General features: G+C 59.9%; 13 protein-coding genes. 4 read left to right on the top strand and 9 right to left on the bottom strand.

Annotation, left to right across the window (positions count from 1 at the left end; translation table 11 throughout):
• Positions 1–77: 77 nt before the first annotated feature.
• Positions 78–1,511, bottom strand: coding sequence for an NAD-dependent succinate-semialdehyde dehydrogenase (locus ACI2KS_RS13260; protein ID WP_404620868.1), 1,434 nt, complete (start codon positions 1,509–1,511; stop codon positions 78–80).
• 211 nt (positions 1,512–1,722) lie between these two features.
• Complete coding sequence (locus ACI2KS_RS13255) at positions 1,723–2,019, bottom strand: ArsR/SmtB family transcription factor (RefSeq protein ID WP_404620866.1); 297 nt, start codon at positions 2,017–2,019, stop codon at positions 1,723–1,725.
• Positions 2,020–2,380: 361 nt separating this feature from the next.
• On the opposite strand from ACI2KS_RS13255, the gene ACI2KS_RS13250 reads away from it, so the two are divergent.
• The gene (locus ACI2KS_RS13250; protein ID WP_404620864.1) at positions 2,381–3,856 is read left to right on the top strand and encodes a nucleobase:cation symporter-2 family protein; all 1,476 of its coding nucleotides are present in this window, start codon (positions 2,381–2,383) and stop codon (positions 3,854–3,856) included.
• A 65-nt stretch (positions 3,857–3,921) separates the two neighbouring features.
• Complete coding sequence (locus ACI2KS_RS13245) at positions 3,922–4,401, top strand: LEA type 2 family protein (RefSeq protein WP_404620862.1); 480 nt, start codon at positions 3,922–3,924, stop codon at positions 4,399–4,401.
• A 60-nt stretch (positions 4,402–4,461) separates the two neighbouring features.
• On the opposite strand, the gene ACI2KS_RS13240 is transcribed toward ACI2KS_RS13245, so the two are convergent.
• Entirely contained in the window at positions 4,462–4,719 is a 258-nt protein-coding gene (locus ACI2KS_RS13240; protein WP_404620860.1) for a hypothetical protein, read from the bottom strand.
• A gap of 201 nt (positions 4,720–4,920) precedes the next feature.
• On the opposite strand from ACI2KS_RS13240, the gene ACI2KS_RS13235 reads away from it, so the two are divergent.
• A complete protein-coding gene (locus tag ACI2KS_RS13235; protein WP_404620858.1) occupies positions 4,921–5,238 on the top strand; it encodes a YqjD family protein in 318 nt (105 codons plus the stop codon).
• 139 nt (positions 5,239–5,377) lie between these two features.
• Here the strand turns inward: ACI2KS_RS13235 and ACI2KS_RS13230 are convergent, their stop codons facing one another.
• The 3 genes from ACI2KS_RS13230 to ACI2KS_RS13220 form a co-directional block, all read right to left on the bottom strand.
• Positions 5,378–5,872, bottom strand: coding sequence for a hypothetical protein (locus tag ACI2KS_RS13230; protein WP_404620856.1), 495 nt, complete (start codon positions 5,870–5,872; stop codon positions 5,378–5,380).
• A gap of 98 nt (positions 5,873–5,970) precedes the next feature.
• On the bottom strand, positions 5,971–6,324 hold the full coding sequence (locus ACI2KS_RS13225) for a hypothetical protein (RefSeq protein WP_404620854.1): 354 nt from the start codon (positions 6,322–6,324) through the stop codon (positions 5,971–5,973).
• A gap of 341 nt (positions 6,325–6,665) precedes the next feature.
• A complete protein-coding gene (locus tag ACI2KS_RS13220; RefSeq protein WP_404620852.1) occupies positions 6,666–7,838 on the bottom strand; it encodes a mandelate racemase/muconate lactonizing enzyme family protein in 1,173 nt (390 codons plus the stop codon).
• Between the two features lie 120 nt (positions 7,839–7,958).
• On the opposite strand from ACI2KS_RS13220, the gene ACI2KS_RS13215 reads away from it, so the two are divergent.
• Positions 7,959–8,828 carry a LysR family transcriptional regulator gene (locus ACI2KS_RS13215; RefSeq protein WP_404620850.1) on the top strand — a complete coding sequence of 290 codons (870 nt, stop codon included), beginning with the start codon at positions 7,959–7,961 and terminating at the stop codon, positions 8,826–8,828.
• A gap of 415 nt (positions 8,829–9,243) precedes the next feature.
• Here ACI2KS_RS13215 and ACI2KS_RS13210 read toward each other — a convergent pair whose 3' ends face one another.
• The 3 genes from ACI2KS_RS13210 to ACI2KS_RS13200 all read right to left on the bottom strand — a co-directional run bounded on the left by ACI2KS_RS13210 (position 9,244) and on the right by ACI2KS_RS13200 (position 15,895).
• Positions 9,244–10,434, bottom strand: a complete 1,191-nt coding sequence (locus ACI2KS_RS13210) for an RHS repeat-associated core domain-containing protein (RefSeq protein WP_404620848.1) — start codon at positions 10,432–10,434, stop codon at positions 9,244–9,246.
• A 182-nt stretch (positions 10,435–10,616) separates the two neighbouring features.
• A complete protein-coding gene (locus tag ACI2KS_RS13205; RefSeq protein ID WP_404620846.1) occupies positions 10,617–14,171 on the bottom strand; it encodes an RHS repeat domain-containing protein in 3,555 nt (1,184 codons plus the stop codon).
• A gap of 317 nt (positions 14,172–14,488) precedes the next feature.
• Positions 14,489–15,895: an NAD(P)/FAD-dependent oxidoreductase gene (locus ACI2KS_RS13200; RefSeq protein ID WP_404620844.1), complete on the bottom strand. Its 1,407-nt coding sequence runs from the start codon at positions 15,893–15,895 to the stop codon at positions 14,489–14,491.
• Positions 15,896–16,397: the final 502 nt, after the last annotated feature.

The following is a 16,397-nucleotide window of genomic DNA, read 5'->3' as shown; positions in this document are numbered from 1 at the left end:
CTGACTCAGAAAACCGCTGGTACTCAGACACAAAAAAGCCCACCTGAGGGTGGGCTTCATGTTTCAAACGTAGCGCCTTACAGATTGAACACCGTCACCAGCTTGGTGTTCAGGTAGGCCTCGATAGCCTCGGTGCCGCCTTCGGAGCCGTAACCGGAATCCTTGACGCCGCCGAATGGCACTTCCACCAGGCCGATGCCTTGATGGTTGATCGACAACATGCCGGCTTCGATGCGCGTACTGAGGATGTGCGCGGTTTTCATCGAGCGGGTGAAGGCGTAGGAGGCCAGACCGAATGGCACGCGGTTGGACTCCTTGACTGCGTCTTCCACAGTGTCGAACGGCACCAACAGCGCCACCGGGCCGAACGGTTCCTCGTTCATGATGCGCATTGCGGTGGTCAGGCCGCTAAGCACGGTGGGCTGGAAGAAATAACCGGGACCGTCGATGGTCTTGCCGCCCAGATGCAGTGTGGCGCCGTTGTCGCAGGCGTCCTTGATCAGTGCCGAAAGCGCCGGAATGCGGCGTTCATTGGCCACCGGGCCCATGGTCACGCCCTGCTCCAGGCCATTGCCCACCTTCACTTCATGGGTCAGGCCGACGAATTTCTCGACGAACGCGTCGAACACCCCGCGTTGCACCAGGATGCGCGTCGGCGAGACGCAGACTTGCCCGGCGTTACGGAACTTGGCGCCTGCCAGGGTGCGAGCGGCCAGGTCGATATCGGCATCGTCGAACACCAGCGCCGGAGCGTGACCGCCCAACTCCATGGTGGCGCGTTTCATGTGCTGCCCGGCCAATGCGGCCAGTTGCTTGCCCACTGGCGTGGACCCGGTGAAGGTGACTTTCTTGATGGTCGGGTGCGCGATCAAGTAGCTGGAGATCTGCGCCGGGTCACCATAGACCAGGCCGATGACCCCGGCCGGCACGCCTGCGTCGATGAACGCACGGATCAGTTCGGCCGGCGATGCCGGGGTTTCTTCCGGCGCCTTGACGATGATCGAGCAACCGGCGGCCAACGCCGAGGACAATTTGCGCACCACCTGGTTGATCGGGAAGTTCCAGGGTGTGAATGCCGCCACCGGGCCAACCGGCTCCTTGATGACTTTTTGCTCGACCGATGCATTGCGCGACGGCACCAGGCGGCCATAGGCGCGGCGGCCCTCTTCGGCCAGCCAGTCGATGATGTCAGCCGCCGCCAGGGTCTCCATCCGCGCTTCGGCCAGCGGCTTGCCTTGTTCCTGGGTCATGATGCTGGCGATATTGTCAACGCGGTCACGCAGCAGGTTGGCGGCTTTCTGCATGATCTTGTAGCGATCGTAGGCCGGGGTGCTGCGCCAGGTTTCGAAACCGCGTTCGGCAGCGGCCAAGGCCTGATCCAGGTCGGCAATGTCGGCGTGGGCGACGGTGCCCAGGGTCTCGCCCGTCGCCGGGTTGATCACCGCCAGGGTGCGGCCTGCTTCACTGGCTCGCCATTGGCCATCGATGTACAGCTGAACGTCTGGGTACATAAGGAAGCTCCGGGTGCGCCTGTTTGAGGCGGGAGAATGAATAAAGGCAGGCCGGGCAATTTACGGGCATATGCCGGCAATGGTCAAGGTCAGGTTGAGGGTGGTGATCTGGCCCAAGCCACAGGCCACAGGCGCACATCGCAGGGATAGACGCATTGCTCGGCCCGCGGCTGGGTACGCCTCAGCACCGGTGCGGATGCCTGATGACGGCTCAGCAGAACTGCAGCAATTGCTGCGCGTAGGCATGCAGCACGTCGCGTTGCATCAGGAAGCTGGCGTATTTGCCTTCGCGCAGGGTGGCGATCAGCCCGGCGCGTTCCAGTTCCTTGGTGTGATGGGACACGGTGGCGGCGCTGACAGGATGCGCCTTGAGCAGTTCGGCGCAGGGCACGGCCTCGGTCGAGGCGCTGATCTGGGTGAGAATCTGAAATCGCCTGCGATCGGCCAATGCCCGGGAAATCAGCGCGATTTGCAGATCAGTCAACGGCAATTGCTGTGCAGTGCTCATGAAAGTCGTTACACCCCAGTTGAAACCTCCTTGTCGAGAGTTGAACCCGTCGTCTCTGGTTTCCCGAATACCGGCCTGGGCTTGGACGCCCGCTGGCGAATCAAGGTTCACAGGCAACAGAATAAGCGCCTATCGCAGACCAGCGTAGATTTTTCTGGCATCCTGCGCGCCCTTTTTCCTACAGCCCCCACGCCGCGCCCATGCCGAATTTTTGTACACAATTTACAAATGAATTGTTTTTCCATGTGTCGACATGTTGTAGAGTCGCAAAACCTGACCTGATAGACAGCTTTTGTATACAGGCCGGGCCAGCGTCAACTGCAAAGCCCATGACCTAATAAAAACAATTGGCAGGCTAACCATGACCCCATCGCAAGGCACCACCCCGTCACGCCCGGCATCGACCCGATCAGACCTGATCTACGGCCTCAACGACCGGCCACACTTTACCGCTGCAATCTTCGCGGCTCTGCAACACGTGCTCGCCAGCTTCGTCGGCATCATCACCCCTACCCTGATCGTCGGCAGCGTGCTGGGACTGGACAGTGAAGTGCCGTACCTGATCAGCATGGCGCTGTTCGTTTCCGGCCTCGGCACCTTTGTCCAGGCCAAGCGATTCGGCCCTGTGGGTTCTGGCCTGCTGTGTCTGCAAGGCACCAGCTTCTCGTTTCTCAGCGTGATACTCAGCGCCGGGTTTCTGGTAAAGAGTCGCGGTGGCGGCACCGAGGAAATCCTCTCAACGATCTTCGGCGTGTGCTTTTGCGCAGCGTTCGTGGAAGTCGCCCTGAGCCAGTTCATCGGCAAGCTGCGCAAGTTGATCACGCCCGTGGTCACCGGCACCATCATCACCCTGATGGGGCTGTCGCTGCTCAAGGTTGCGATGACCGACATGGCCGGCGGCTTCGGCGCCACGGACCTGGGCTCGGCGACCAATCTTGGACTGGCTGGGCTGGTGTTGGGCACCATCGTGGTGCTCAACCGCTTCAATATCCCGCTGCTGCGCCTTAGCGCAATCATCATTGGCCTGACCCTGGGCTTTGGCGTGGCCTGGTACCTGGGCCGGGTGGATTTTGCACACATGCCGCAAGTGCCGGTAATGAGCATCCCGGTGCCGTTCAAGTACGGATTCTCCTTCGATCTGCTGGCCTTCATTCCGATTGCCGTGATCTTTCTGGTCTCGCCGCTGGAAGCCGCCGGGGACCTGACGGCCAATTCGATGATCTCCCAGCAGCCGGTGAGCGGACCGATCTACATCCGCCGGATAAAGTCAGGTCTGCTGGCTGACGGTCTGAACTCAGCGATGGCCGCCACTTTCAACAGCCTGCCGATGGTGACCTTCGCCCAGAACAACGGGGTGATTCAGTTGACCGGTGTCGCCAGCCGCTACGTGGCGTTTTTCATTGCCGGGATTCTGGTGCTGCTCGGACTGTTCCCGATCGTTGGTGCGGTGCTGCAGTTGATGCCCAAGCCGGTACTGGGCGGCGCGACCCTGTTGATGTTCGGCACGGTGGCGGTGGCCGGGATCAAAATCCTCTCCGAAGCCGGCTTGCATCGGCGCAACATGCTGATCGTGGCCATCTCGCTGGGCATGGGCCTGGGTGTCGCAGCGGTGCCGGAGGTGCTGCGCGAGCTGCCCAAGGCACTGCACAACATTTTCGAATCGCCGATTACCGTCGGCGCGTTCTGCGCCATCGTGCTGAATATTTTCCTGCCGGAGGAGCACGTCGAGGATGAACTGACCGAGTTCGATCCGGAAGCCTCGACCTTGAAAGTGTTGCAGGACCCTGCGCAAGCGTGCGAAACAGAACCTCTGCCCGCCCGGGCGGTCGCACAGTGAACCGCTAGGCTGATAAAAACGGGGCGCACTGGCGCCCCGACGCCTGCGCAACTGGAGCCTGTCGAATGCCGCTACGCCCGATCCGAACCCTGCTCGCCTGCCTGCTGTTCGCGGCGTTGAGCGCCTGCGCGCTGTTTCCCAACCGTGATCCGCTGAACATCAATGTGGTGGGTATCGAACCGCTGCCCGGACAGGATCTGGAGATTCGTTTCGCAGTGAAACTGCGCCTGCAGAATCCCAACGACACGGACATCCAGTATGACGGGGTGGCGCTCAACCTGGACGTCAACGGCAAGTTGCTGGCATCGGGGGTCAGCGACCAGAAAGGCACCATTACACGGTTTTCCGAAGGCGTGCTGACGGTGCCGGTGACGGTCTCGGCGTTTGCCGCGTTGCGCCAGGCGGTGGGCCTGACCGAGCAGCAGAGTCTGGACAACCTGCCCTATGAGTTGCACGGCAAGCTGGCAGGCGGGCTGTTCGGCACCATGCGCTTTCAGGACAGCGGGACCCTGAACCTGCCGCAACCGGCAAGCGGCAGTTGGTGAGCCTGCCGCAAGGTGTACAGGCAGGCCATCGAGGCGCTGGTTCAGGTCAGCGCCTGATCCTCAGCCTCGGGCTGCAGCCACCAGGCGATTGACCTCGGCGCGGACCATGTTGGCGTATTCGGGCGGTGACATGCCGTCCAGTTCGCCGCGTACCCACTCCGACCATTTGCCCTTGCGCTTGCCGCGCTCGCCCATCAGCCGGGCGGCTTCGCCCTTGGCCTTGCCCAGGTTGCTCTGCCACAGGTCGAACAGACGGGACTTCTCGTCCTCGATTTCGGCGCGCTCGGCCAGAGACTTGTTGGCCAGGTTGTAACTCATGACGTCTACCTCTGTGTCTGAAACAAAACGCTTGGTCACCGCTGGGGAGCGGTCAAAAAGCGTCAGCATCTTACACCCCAGAGATCCTGCGCCCGATCACATTCGTCGCACTTTTTATCCGCCCCTGGAAATACCCTGCAACTTTTCCGGACCCGCAGGACTCCATTGCTCACTGCGTTTATCAATTGAAAGGAAATAGCCATGGCTCGTAAAACTGCTGCCCAGAACGCCGCCGAACAGATCAAGGATCAGGCATTCAGCGAATTGGCGGCCCTCATCGAAGAGTCCGACAAACTGCTCAAGGACAGCGCTGCGCTGGTCGGCGACGAGGCGGAAACAGTGCGTGAACAACTGAGCCTGAAGCTCAAGCAGGCGCTTGATTCAGTCGGCAGCGCGCGTGATCGCACCAAGCCTGCGGTCGAAGCCACCGAAAACTACATCGGCGGCCACCCTTGGCAGACCGTTGCCGTTTCCGCAGGGTTTGGCCTGGTGGTGGGGTTGCTGCTGGGCCGTCGTTGAGACGACTGCCGCAATCCCTGATTGCGCTTGAGGAACTGGTTTGATCAGCTGTAGCAGTCCGGCTTGCCGGCCGTGGCGATCCTGACGGCGTCGCCGTCGGCAAGCCGGACTGCTAAAAAGCGTACCCGGCTGGAACCATTCACCCCTGACGCTGCGGCACCACGCCCTGCAGCAGTCGACCGAAGTAATCGGCGGTAAACGCCAGCGGCTCCGAGTCCTTGACCCCCACTGTCTTCTTCAGCATCCAGTCGCGATGGCCAGGCTCCAGTTGCAGGCTGTACTTCTCCTGCCCGTGCAGGCTCAACCCGCTGACCGAGAGACTGACCTGCCCCTTGGGCCCCATGGCATCAGGCACGAACGCCACCTGATGGGCAGCCAGAAAGAACCCCATGCGGCGGGTCCGGAAGGGTGAGTTCTCGTCGGGATAACCTTTGCTTTGCGCCAGATGCGGCTCGTATTCGAAGCGCGTCTGCCCTGCCTCGACCACCGGCGCGAGCCAGTCCTCGACCCGCTGATAAAGCGCGTCGATGCTGGCGTTCCACTGCGTCAGATCATCATGAAAGCGCTGATGCTTGTTTTCCTCGTAACGCTGATTGGCGGTCAGCAACTCACTGAGGCGTTGAATCTCGTCCATAACGGCGATTCCCGGTTCACGCGCCCGAGTATTCAAGCGCGTGAACTGAGGGTGGCACAGCCACGGCGATGTGTCGCCTGACATCGCACAGCCCGCGATCAGGGTTTGGGCGCGATCACTTCCAGTTGCGACAGGCGATGGCCCTTGACCAGTGCAGCGTCGATATCGGTCTTGGCCTTTTCGGCAACGTCCTGTGAGTCGAACGGCCCGATCATCACCACTTCCCTGCCCTCGACCTTGACCACGTACGAGGGATAGTGATGTTCGACCAGCCAATACGTCATGTCGCTCAGGGCTTCCTTGAGATGGACACGAATGGTCCATTGCGGCGAAGCCGGGGTCGGTGCTTCCGCGACCGCATCCGGGGTCGATCCCTTCGTGGTCGGCGCCGGTTTGCCGCCATCACAGCCCGCCAGCATCAATACCGCCACCATCATTGCCATCTTGCGCACGTGTGTCGCTCCTCGTCTGAAGTGGCGCGAGTCTACCACCGCAGACGCAGGCGAGTTGTAACCGCAAGGGCGAGCCGCCAGTGGGAATTGAACGTCAGCCAGCCCTGGCGGTTCAGACCTGCGGCTTTACGACGCGGGCTGGATCCGCCGCTTGAGCGCCAGGGGCGACTAACGAGGCAGGGACCATAGAACGCGCGTTCATCGCCGCAATTTCACTGCTTCCTCGTGACGACGGTGTAGGAGTGAGCTTGCTCGCGATCGCGATTTGTCTGCGCCAGCCAGGGCGCCTGACAGGCTGCTATCGCGAGCAAGCTCACTCCTACAGGGCAACAGCGATGTCTCTACGAGCCCTCGCCCAGTTCACGCATCACCGCGTACAGCGCGGACTTGGCTTCGAAACCCACGCCCGGGATGTCCGGCAGGCCGACGAAGCTGTTCTCGACACGAATACCGTCGGCAAAACCACCAAAGGGCTGGAACACGTCCGGGTAGGATTCGTTGCCACCCAGGTGCAGGCCGGCGGCGATGTTCAATGACATCTGGTGGCCGCCGTGGGGCACCACGCGGCGCGACGACCAGCCCAGCTCTTTCATCACGTCCAGGGTGCGCAGGTATTCCACCAGGCCATAGGACAGCGCGCAGTCGAATTGCAGGAAGTCGCGATCCGGGCGCATCCCGCCATGGCGTAGCAGGTTGCGCGCGTCCTGGTGGGAGAACAGGTTTTCGCCGGTGGCCATCGGCAGTTCGTAGTGATTGGCCAGCTCGGCTTGCAGTGCGTAGTCCAGCGGGTCGCCCACTTCTTCGTACCAGAACAGGTTGTACGGTTTGATCGCTTCGGCGTAGGCAATCCCGGTCTTCAAATCGAAACGACCGTTGGCGTCCACCGCCAGACGCTGGCCATCGCCCACCACTTCCAGCACCGCTTCGATCCGGCGCAGGTCTTCGTCCAGCGGCACGGCGCCGATCTTCATTTTCACCACGTCATAACCACGGTCCAGATAGCTCTGCATCTCGGCCTTGAGCTTGGTCTGATCCTTACCGGGGTAGTAATAACCGCCCGCCGCATAGACCCAGACCTTGTCGTCGGCCACCCCATCGCGATAACGGTCTGCCAGCAGGCGATACAAAGGCTTGCCTTCGATCTTGGCCACCGCATCCCACACCGCCATGTCGATAGTGCCGACCGCAACCGAACGTTCGCCGTGACCGCCGGGCTTTTCGTTGGTCATCAGGGCCTTCCAGATGGCGAACGGGTCCAGGTTGTCGTGGGCCTGGTCGATCAGCGATTCAGGGTCGGCCTCCAGCACACGGGCCAGAAAACGGTCACGCATCAGCGCGCCCTGCCCGTAACGCCCGTTGGAATTGAAGCCGTAGCCGATCACCGGTTTCCCGTCGCGGATCACGTCGGTGATCACTGCGACCACCGAGCAGGTCATTTTGGAAAAGTCGATGTAGGCATTGGCAATCGGCGAGGCAATGGAAACGGTTTTCTCGCGGATGTCGACGATACGCATGGTTCACTCCTGTTGTTCTGGGGTCAAAAGGCGCAGCGGGTAATGGGCTCACTCTAGGGCTGGACCTTGCGCCGCGGCCAATGCTAAAAACGCGGCACTCAATGCGCGGACGGCATCACGATGGAACTGGTCTGGCTGGAAGATTTCAACGCACTGGCGCAAAGCGGCAACTTTTCCCGCGCCGCGCAATTGCGTCACGTTACGCAACCGGCGTTCAGCCGCAGGATTCGCGCGCTGGAGACCTGGGTCGGGGTCGATCTGTTCGACCGCACCACCCAGGGCGCCACGCTGACCGATGCCGGACAGCACATGCTCGGCAGCGCCCAGGAGATGACCCGGCGCCTCTACCAGATGCGTCAGGAGGCCCGCGAGGTGGCGGGAAAACAAGCGCGCACGTTGCACTTCGCTGCCACTCACTCGCTGTCGTTCACCTTCTTTCCTGGCTGGATCCGGGCCGCGGAACGCACCAGCCCGATCGAGGCGATTCGCCTGCATTCGGACAACATGCGGGTCTGCGAGCAGATGCTGTTGAGCGGCGAAGTGCAATTCCTGCTTTGCCATCAGCATCCGCAGGTGCCACCGCAGTTCGCCGCGCAAGCCTTCCACTCCAAAGTGGTGGGCAGTGACCTGCTGATACCGTTGTGCGCCCACCGCCTAGAGCCGGTTGCCGACCCCGCGCCCCTGTCCCTGCTGGGCTATACCGCCGAATCGGGGCTGGGACGGATCGTCAGCGCACGGCTGCACAAAGCGCTGCAACCGCCGGACCTGCATACGGTGTTCAGCTCGCATCTGGCGGCGGTCCTGTTGTCGATGGCGCTGGAGGGAAAAGGCTTCGCCTGGCTGCCCGCCACCCTGGCAGAGCCCGAGATCGCCAGCGGCAAGCTGGTGCGCGCGCTGGACGAGCAGTGGGACATCCCCATGGAGATCCGGCTGTTCAGGCCGAGCCTGGCGTTGAGTGATTTTGCCGAGGCGTTCTGGGCCAGGCTGTAAACCTGAGCGTTGCGCCAGGCATAGGAGCCTGAGAGGAGTGAGGCGGCCATCGCAGGCATTTCACCAAACCTGATGAAATGAACTGCACTGCGACAGCCATCCTCTATTGATGGGTCTTTTTCATGCCTGCCTCAGGCATTTTCAAAGAGGGATCTGAACCCTCGGTCATCAGCCACGGCCGATACCGAACGTTCCCCATGGCAGCCGCGTCCAGCTGTTGAGATTCTTGTTCGTCCATGACCGCAGCCACGACCAGCATAGCCCCGCCGGTCATGATCAGGCTCGGGGGCCGATGCCGGCCCAGAGAATGGCGCTGACCAATGCGCCCTGCTTGCCGAGGCTCCCGGGTAACCATCCATCAAGGGCACGACGATGGATGGCCGGGCGCGCTGGTACCTGGAAGACCTTCCGGATGTTATCCGAGCAGTAGGCGGGCCACGAAGCGTCGTCCTCCGGATGCAGGGGCTGCATGATATCGACCCAGCTCGAAGTCGCCCCATGGCAACCCCGTCGCATCACCGACACTGCCGTTAGCCCACTCCGTTGTGCTGTCCTCCTCGAACGCGCCAGCGTTGTCCGCGACATCCGTCAGACAACCTACCATGGTAGCGGCGTCGCCCAACTCGAACGCTTTGAACGCTTCGGCCAGGTCGTCGGTCATCGCCTGCGCCGACTTCACGCTGGCGGCCCCGGCAATACTGCCCGCCCGGCGTGAGGTGGCAAGCTTGGCCCATGAGGACCAACGTGAGGCACCCGGGCTTCGCAAAATCATACGTGCGACTTGTTGCCTGAACTGCTGTACCGCTACGTTCATCTTGCTGGTCAGTCGGTGAGCAACGCGTATGACTGACCGCCCCAGCCTGCCTGCCAGACTGAAGGCCTTCGTCGCCATCGAGCCCAAGCCACCCACCAGATTGACTCCAACCGACACCCAGCCCAGGATCTTGGCTACTTCGGGATTGCTATCGGCGAGCGCCTCCGTGGCAACCGCCAGCGCCGTGGCGGCCACCGCCAAGGTAATCGCGATGCCGGTGAGTAGCAGTGACGCGCCTCCGGTCATGATCGCGGCCAACACACCCACAGCCCCCCAGAGAACTGCGCTGATGATCCTGCCCAGTTTACCCAAGCTCACGGGCTGCGGCTCGCTTCTACTGATGTCCCAGTGGCTGCGCCGCCGCTTGAAGTGTCCGCTCCGATCCTTGTAATTGACTGGATCACCATCGCAATAGCCATACCCATGCGGCCCGCCGTCGTCGAACGGACTCTGGCTGTCCTGTGCCTGGAACTGCATGCTCTGCGGGGAGTACCAGCGGTAGCCGTGGCCGAGCGGATATGCCTGGGTTTCTGCGTCGAGGTATTCGCCGTTGAAGCCATGCAACGTACCTGTTTTTTCGGAATCATGTTCGCCATAAGCGGTGTACGCGTGATGGCGCACGACACGACTGGCGAGGTCGAAACTGACCAGCACGGTGCCGTCGTCGTCGCACAGGGTCAGCAAGTGGCGGGTGTCGTTGCCTGCCTTGTTGACCTGAACCTGACAGGCTGAACTGCCGGGGTTCACATAACGGCTATTGTTAGTGCCATCGACCGGATATTCGCCACGCACCGTGAAGCCTTCATACAGCAGACGGTGCGCCGGTTTAGCGGCCTGTGCCGAGCTGCCGGCCAGGTGATCATCCGGATCGTAGGTGTAATAGCGCGAACCGGCTCTGGTCAGCCGCCCGAGCCAGTCGTACTCGTAGGTTTTGCCGTTGATGTCGCGAGTGACCCGGCCTGCGTTGTCGTAGGTCAGGGTCGCATTATTTTCCTGTAATCCTGATGAGTATGTTCGACCTTGATCAGGCGATAGCCTTTGCTCGAGTCGTAGGTGTAGGTGCTGGTGTTATGTTCGTTGCCAAAGGTTGTGACGCAACTGATCACGTTGCCCAGGCCGTCGTAAACGAAGTCCTGCTGGCCAACGGCATCGCCCTCCGGGGTCTTGAATTGCCATATGCCGCTGCTGGTGCAACAGGTCAAGCGCCCGCTGGGGGAGTAATGATACTCATGGGCACCAAGGGTCTGGTTTGTATTGGCGTCCGATAACGAGATTGATCGCAGTTTCCCGTCAGCCCGAAACTTGCGTTGCAGTTTCAAAGAGAAGGCTCCCTCAAGGGTAAACGTGCGCGTCGTCTCCTGCTGGGTCGAGGGATCGTATTCGTAGGAAAGTTTGACGCTGTCCTCGCCATGACTGACCTCCTCTGCGCTCAACAGTCCCTTGTCGTAGGTATGCCTGGCCACTTTTTTGTGGTCGACCTCAACCTTCGTCCGTTGCCCCTTCGCGTCGTAGGTGTACTTGATCCTCCTGCCAGCCGGATCGGTCTCAGTCAACAACCGGCCTGCAGGGCTGAAGCTGCGTTGCACCTCAGTTGTCTTCTTGTTTATCGTGGCGCGTCGCAGGGTCGCGTGCTTATTGAGGTCATGCCTGGACGCTAGCAACTGTTCGCCTTCACTGACCGACGAGTCTCTGGTAGCGCCATGCAGGTAGCTGAAAGTCTTGCTCAGCGTCTGGTCTTGAGGGGTGCTGATCCTCTGGATCTGATTACCCAGCTCAGGGATGTACGTATAGGCGAGGGTGGTATCTGCCACCTTGCGGGTGCTGGGGACCGAAGCGCCGCCTTGGTAGGTGAAGTCCTCGGTCACACCGCCCCGAGTGAATGAGGTCACCCGACCCCAAGCGTCAAAGGTTCGCTCACCCAGTACATGGCCATCAAAACTGATCTTGCTGGCCTCGCGAATCATTACATCCTGGGGGTATTCGTAGGTGTATGTGTAGTCCGGAGTGAATGGTTCTCCTGCTTTGGCTGCTGGATTACAGCTGCCATGGCTCTCGGTCAACGGTCTGCCAGCGGCATCATAGCTGTACCGAATTTCCTGCTCGTTATTGGTGACGTGCCTGGCGATCTGGAAGGCATGGGTGTATTCGAAGGCCTGACTCGCATCGCCGATTGCAATGTTGGCGACCGACCCGTCCTCGTTGTAGGTGGTGACCTTACGCGTCACGTTGTCCGCAAGGCCCGACCACTCCCGACGGGTCAGCGTGACCGGGTCATACTCGTTGAACAGACATCTGCCGTCGCTGAATTCCTGTTTGTACGCCTGCCCCCAGCCGTCATAGGTCAGTACGCAGGTCTCGCTCATTTGCTTGCCGTCTGCGTCATAGTCGAACTGCGTGGTCTTGGACTTTCGACCCTGCGCGTCGTACTCGACCTTGAGCATTTGCCGCCACTGGGCGCTGGCCGAATCCTTGACATACTCGGCGAGCACGTTGCCCTGACCATCGTCCTCGGTCGCGCGATGCTGGCCGTTGGGTTCGATCGATTCCACGCGACCGGTACGGGGGTAGAGGTACTCGGTGGCCTGTTTATAGGTCGCGCTTTGTGCACATTGGATGAATTTTTTCAGCCGACCAACATCGTCGTATTCATACCGCGTTTCATTGCCAACCACGTCGATTTGCTTGATCAAGCGGCCGCTCAAGATGCTGCACGTTTCCGAACTTTCCCGGCTCGATTTATCGATAGCTTGGGTGGTCTTCACCGTCAATTCTGTGCCATCGAGAGAATAGTGGTACTTGGTCTGGATATTTCCTTGCCATGACCCTGTCAGCCGCCCGTAGCTGCATTTGGCAGCTTTTGGATCTGAGTCATAGGTATGAGAAACCGTGATCCAGCTCGGGTCACCGACACCGGAATGGTTCATACATAAGGCAACCGTCTTCGGTTTGAGCCAGTCGTTGAGCTCGGTACAGTTCAGCATGGCAGGCCTGTTTGAATCAGTTCGCCGCGTCAGCTCCGCCGTAAGGTGAACAGTTTCGGACATCCCCGTAAACACATCTTTCAGCCCGGGCAAAAATGTCGACGGGATTTTTCCCATCCTCGTCGACGGGATTTTTCCCATCCTCTTTGAGAACTCTTTGATGCGTGCATCTAGCAACTCATCATCACTAAGCTCTCGCTTGACCTTGAACCTCTTAAACTTCCGGTAATCAAAGTAGGACAACGTCGGTTTAGTTAACGAATTAGTTAACAAATTAACCTTGTTCGGCGTACGTGAACCCGTAACGAAATATAAGGATTCTCGATTAGCAGTTAAGCGAGCCCTTATCTTGCCTAACTTCCACGTAGTCCTCTGAGTCTCCTCCCGCTTGGGTTCGGCTGGATTATCGACGGGCTTGACGTATTGCTTTTTTATCTTTCTGTATCCTGTGTCCTTGCTCTCCATCTCATAAGAGGTATTTAATGTGCACCCCCCCTCTTGTTCTTCTTCCTTGACCACCGAATAGTCTTTACCGTAATAGATGGTCGTCGCATTCCCCCCTTGTTTCATTGCCGTCTTGTAGGCCCAACTCGCATCTTTGTCAGCTGGAAAATAGCGGTAAGTAGTCACAACATCTACGGCATTTTCGCCCAGAGGCTTAAGCGTGTGACTGCCGACCGCGGGCAGCCTGGTCAGCTTCTCATCGGCAAACTTGATCCCGTTCGCTGCATAGGTCACTGATTCCTTAACCCCCTCGAACGTCTCGATATGGTTGAGCAACCAGCCACAATCGGGATGATCGTCGTAACCCAGTTTCACTTCCGAGTGACCGGGGAGCTTGATCGAACGCAGCGCGTAGTTCGTTTGTTCTAGTTCATACACAAGCTGCTCTTCATCATCCGGCCATAACTTGATGCGGACTTTACGCGAGCTATCATTGCCCACTTCATCGTATTCAATCAGCGCCAACGTACGAGCACTGTCCTTGACTTCGCGCAATCGCACGTAGTGACCTTTGCCGACTTCCACAGCCTGCCAACGCAACTTTACTTTGTGAGCTTCAGGCGTTTTTACTTTGTGAGCTTGAGGCGTTGCGAGTGTAACGGGCATCCACAGTTCGGTGCCTTCCAGTTTTTTTAGAATTTCAGAGCTCTTATTGGCCAACACAACCTTAATTGTATCAGGACCTTGGACCCTGATAGAGATTGAACTCACCTCGATGCCGCCCTGAGTTCTATCAAAGCCCAACACCTCGCCAGTCGATAACGTCAGCTGCTTCAACTTCTCATTATAAAAACTGAACGCGAATGACCAGCCGTCTCCCAGACATGCATGGTTATTGACCACCGGCGTATAAAACAACCCAAGATCCACCACCGGCCCTCGTCCTGCATTGCCGGTGATCTTGGGTAGCGGCACGTACACCTCGAACAGCCCCGTGCGGGTGTCCACGACGTTGCACTTCTGGGTGGTCGCATTGAAAATCGGGTGACTCTGTTGGTCGCATGGGTCGATGCCCAGCGGGTGGTGGGTTTTTTCGGTGGTCATGATCCATCTCCCTGGATACAAGCCGGGCATCCGCTGCCGGATAACCTCGGCGGTGTTTCGTTGGTTTACCTAAGTGAGTCCCTGGACTCACGGCCTTGCACAGCCCACGGCGCACGGCAGGCATGAACAGGTTGAGAGCGAACCGGAGGTCTGTCTACTGTCAGAAATGACAGTTGACGACCGTCGGGGATGGCTGAAATGGGGGGTTGATTGCCAGAATGGCGTTAGCAGATGGCTGCTCGGTTCACTGGGGATATGAACAGGGAATTGCCGCAAGCCCAACCGCGACCAGTAGGCGCAGCGGGCTTGGCAGTGGGCTATTTCATCAAGCCTTCCATGAAGTCCGCCACACCGCCGGCGATCTTGCGGCGCCAGGCCGGGGTCAAGGGATTGGCCAGGGTTTGATCCTCATTGACGAAGCTGCGGATGATTGCGTTGTAGCCCAGCCAGCGGCATGGCTCGGGCTCCCAGGCCTTGAGGCTTTTCAGTCCGCCCTGATCAATGACCCAGGGCTGGCGCACCAACAGCGTGTCACGTTGCAGAATCAGATCGGCCAGGGTCCGGCCACCGAGGTTGCTCGCGCCGACCCCCTCGCCGCCGTAGCCACCCGCCAGGGCGATGCCGTTGCCGCGGTCGATGAGCATGTGCGGATGAAAGCGTCGGGACATTCCCAGGTTGCCGCCCCATGAATGGGTGATGCGCGTGTCTTTCAATTGCGGGAACAACTCGCCGAACAGATAACGACGCAACTCGACCTCACTGTTGGTCAGTTCGAAGTTGTCGCGCAGACGACCGCCGAATTGATAACCGCCGCGTGCGCCAAACACCAGCCGATTGTCCATGGAGCGCTGGCCGTAGGTCACCTGCCGGCTGTTTTCACCGAACGCCTGCCCCTGGTTCAGGCCGATTTCTTCCCAGACGTGCGCAGGCAGCGGCTCGGTGGCGACGATCAGGCTTTGCACCGGCAGTTGGTAGCGACCCAATGGCGGTAGGGTCGCCGCATATCCTTCCACGGCGGGAACCACCCAGCGGCTGCGGATCTGGCCGTGGGCGGTGGTGACTTGTCCTGCGCGCCAATCGCTGGCCGGGGTGTTTTCGTAGAGAGCCACGCCCATGCGCTCGACCGCTCGCGCAAGCCCGCGCACCAGTCTCGCCGGTTGCAGGGTGGCCAGGTGCGAGAAATGAATGGCGCCATAGGGTTTGGCGATGCGCAGTTGCCCGGCCAACTGGTCCGGGCTCAACCAGCGGTAATCGGCTTCGGTCAGGCCTTGTTTGTACAGTTTTTCGAGATACTCGCGCAGGGTTCGCTCCTGCTCGGGGTAACGCGCCGCACAATACAACGCTCCGCCCTTGCGGTAGTCGCAGTCGATACCTTCACGGTCGATGACGCGCTTGACCTCGTCGGGTATGTCGAACAGCAAGTCGTAGCACGCCCGACGATCCTCTGCCGACAACCCGGCCAGCATGCGGTCCTCACCCAGCAGTGCGCCCATCAGCCAGCCGCCGTTGCGGCCCGAGGCACCGAAACCTGCGGTCTGCGCCTCAACGATCGCAATGTTCAGATGGGGCGCGTGGTGCTTGAGGTAATACGCGGTCCAGAGGCCGGTGTAACCGGCGCCGATGATTGCCACGTCGACGTCAATGTCCTGTTGCAACGACGCCCGGGGCGATAACGGCTCATCGAGCTGATCCATCCACAAACTGATCTTGCGCCACGCAGGCATCGCAGTACTCCGTCGACCTTGGCAGATGGCGTCGATCCTAGTCGTTGCCGGTGCAGGCTGTCCAATGTGAGAGGGATGGGGCCTGCGAGCTGATTCTGGCTGCACCGGTCGGAGCGATTTGTGTCTGGACAGTCGGTAGATGGCTAATGGATTGCTCGAGCGGTCATGCCCGTGCTGCTTGCTGGCGCTTGGCGCCAGATCGTCGGCAAGGTGGAGCGCCACCCCGGCGGACTCTTCGGGGAATCTGTACGATGGTTCGGTGATTTCCACGTCCTGGCTGACACATTGCGGATTTGTGGGAGCCCGCTTGCTGGCGAATGCGGTCGGCCTGTGACAATCCCGCCTGCGGTCAAATACTCAAAGAAGCAAACGCTGTGCATCGTCTGGCAAACTTTTGTTATTCAGGCACTTATCACCATCGCGGCGAGCGCAACCGCTGATGTCGCGCTACACTTGTCGCGTTTGCCGCGACACATGGCGCAACACCTCACTGCTGAGCGTT

This window comes from Pseudomonas sp. NPDC087358, from assembly GCF_044900785.1.
In the GTDB taxonomy this organism is placed as follows: Bacteria; Pseudomonadota; Gammaproteobacteria; order Pseudomonadales; family Pseudomonadaceae; genus Aquipseudomonas.
The sequence above is the reverse complement of the archived record's forward strand: the minus strand, read 5'-3'. Positions and strand labels throughout refer to the sequence as shown.

Bases quoted from the DNA above. Each gene is read 5' to 3' on its own strand.
- ACI2KS_RS13260 (WP_404620868.1), bottom strand. From the start codon at position 1,511: ATGTACCCAGACGTTCAGCTGTACATCGATGGCCAATGGCGAGCCAGT.
- ACI2KS_RS13255 (WP_404620866.1), bottom strand. From the start codon at position 2,019: ATGAGCACTGCACAGCAATTGCCGTTGACTGATCTGCAAATCGCGCTG.
- ACI2KS_RS13250 (WP_404620864.1), top strand. From the start codon at position 2,381: ATGACCCCATCGCAAGGCACCACCCCGTCACGCCCGGCATCGACCCGA.
- ACI2KS_RS13245 (WP_404620862.1), top strand. From the start codon at position 3,922: ATGCCGCTACGCCCGATCCGAACCCTGCTCGCCTGCCTGCTGTTCGCG.
- ACI2KS_RS13240 (WP_404620860.1), bottom strand. From the start codon at position 4,719: ATGAGTTACAACCTGGCCAACAAGTCTCTGGCCGAGCGCGCCGAAATC.
- ACI2KS_RS13235 (WP_404620858.1), top strand. From the start codon at position 4,921: ATGGCTCGTAAAACTGCTGCCCAGAACGCCGCCGAACAGATCAAGGAT.
- ACI2KS_RS13230 (WP_404620856.1), bottom strand. From the start codon at position 5,872: ATGGACGAGATTCAACGCCTCAGTGAGTTGCTGACCGCCAATCAGCGT.
- ACI2KS_RS13220 (WP_404620852.1), bottom strand. From the start codon at position 7,838: ATGCGTATCGTCGACATCCGCGAGAAAACCGTTTCCATTGCCTCGCCG.
- ACI2KS_RS13215 (WP_404620850.1), top strand. From the start codon at position 7,959: ATGGAACTGGTCTGGCTGGAAGATTTCAACGCACTGGCGCAAAGCGGC.
- ACI2KS_RS13205 (WP_404620846.1), bottom strand. From the start codon at position 14,171: ATGACCACCGAAAAAACCCACCACCCGCTGGGCATCGACCCATGCGAC.
- ACI2KS_RS13200 (WP_404620844.1), bottom strand. From the start codon at position 15,895: ATGCCTGCGTGGCGCAAGATCAGTTTGTGGATGGATCAGCTCGATGAG.